The following is an 854-nucleotide window of genomic DNA, read 5'->3' as shown; positions in this document are numbered from 1 at the left end:
GCCGAATCTCCTGTACATAGCGCACCGCCGCCAGGCGGGACGCCGTGACCACCATCATTTTGCCGCGCCCGCCGATTTTGTGGCGGGTGATGTCGCGGTAAGTCTCCACGATGATAGCCGCTTTCTGCTGCAAATTGTAGGGGTGCAGCTCTGAGTAGCGGCGAATCAGCTTGGTGGCCTGCGCGGTGGGAACTTCGGGGTTGTCCGGCGTGTTTTTGGCAATGCGGTAGCAGGTCTTGTAGGTGGTATAGTTGGCCAGAACATCCAGGATGAACCCTTCTTCAATGGCCTGCCGCATCGAGTAGATATGATACGGGCGGAACTTGCCGTTGGCCATCGGCACGCCGAAAATCTCCAGCGTTTTGTCTTTGGGGGTAGCTGTAAAAGCAAAGAAGCTCAAGTTTTTGTGCTGGCCCTGGGCGACCATCTCCTGCACCAGCTTGTCCTGGCGGGCGTCCTCTTCGTCTTCGGCGATGCCTTCCAGTTCGGCGTACTCCTTCAGCGCGTCAGAGGTATCGGCCAGGGCGGCTTTCAGCTTCATGGCGCTGGTGCCGGTCTGGGAGGAATGCGCTTCATCCACGATGACGGCAAAGGATTTACCGGTGGTATCGCCCACTTCTTTGTAGATGACCGGGAACTTTTGCAGCGTGGTGATGATGATGCGGCGGCCGTCCCGGATGGCCTGCAACAGGTCCGCCGAGTTCTTCTTTTCGTCGATGTTGACCACGCTGCCCAGCGTGTGGTCAAAGCCGCTGACAGTGTTCTGCAACTGGGCGTCCAGCACCGTGCGGTCGGTGATGATAAAGACCGAGGTGAAAATCGGCTCGTTATCCTCATTGTGCAGGCTGGCCAGG

1 protein-coding gene is annotated in these 854 nt (G+C 58.2%); it reads right to left on the bottom strand.

The genetic code is table 11. The features are described 5' to 3' along the window. On the bottom strand, positions 1-854 hold an 854-nt coding region (locus tag H6B10_RS14735), incomplete at both ends, for a DEAD/DEAH box helicase family protein (protein ID WP_204652281.1).

Source organism: Gemmiger formicilis (assembly GCF_016901605.1).
GTDB classification, from domain to species: domain Bacteria; phylum Bacillota; class Clostridia; order Oscillospirales; family Ruminococcaceae; genus Gemmiger; species Gemmiger formicilis_B.
Note: the sequence above shows the minus strand (reverse complement) of the source record. Positions and strands in the feature narration are given on the sequence as shown.